Genomic DNA, 506 nt, shown 5'->3' with positions numbered 1-506 from the left:
GAACCATTTCAGTGAGTAAATCATACATTCTCATATACCTTGCGGTATATCCTTCTTCTATTACATATCGTCATAATGCATTCGTTATGTAGGACTTTCCGGTGCCGGTGGCACCTTGGATAATGACATTTCGATGATTCGTTATAAACTGGCAGGTCATCAGTTGATCAATGGTATCCTTATTCAGCTTTCGACTAGGTGAGTAATCAATCTCTTGAACGTGAGCTTGGGGTTGGGAGAGTTTGGCTTGTTTTAAGTGACGTTGAATGGTGTTGTGTCTTCGTGATTGATATTCATCAATTACAATTTCTTCAAGGATATCCAACGTTGAGCGTTTATTACTGAGTGGGTCACTATACAAATCAATTAACCGATCAGCCATAATGGGTAGTCGCATTTGTCGAAGGTACTGTGTTAACTCATTGATTCTTTCGGCTGAATTGGTCATAATAGTCCGCTCCTCTTAGGTATGATTGTTCATCTTGATTAGAAGTGTTAAAATTTGT

General features: G+C 38.7%; 1 protein-coding gene. It reads right to left on the bottom strand.

Going from position 1 to position 506, the window contains the following annotated elements; translation table 11 throughout:
* Nucleotides 1–70: 70 nt before the first annotated feature.
* On the bottom strand, nt 71–448 hold the full coding sequence (locus tag ACFO5Y_RS03630) for an ATP-binding protein (RefSeq protein ID WP_380706353.1): 378 nt from the start codon (nt 446–448) through the stop codon (nt 71–73).
* Nucleotides 449–506: the final 58 nt, after the last annotated feature.

Origin of the sequence: Ruoffia tabacinasalis (genome assembly GCF_042652985.1) — a bacterium.
GTDB classification, from domain to species: domain Bacteria; phylum Bacillota; class Bacilli; order Lactobacillales; family Aerococcaceae; genus Ruoffia; species Ruoffia tabacinasalis.
The sequence above is the reverse complement of the archived record's forward strand: the minus strand, read 5'-3'. Positions and strand labels throughout refer to the sequence as shown.

What these genes read in the sequence shown, in the direction of transcription:
- ACFO5Y_RS03630 (WP_380706353.1), bottom strand. Translation starts at nt 448, where the DNA reads ATGACCAATTCAGCCGAAAGAATCAATGAGTTAACACAGTACCTTCGA.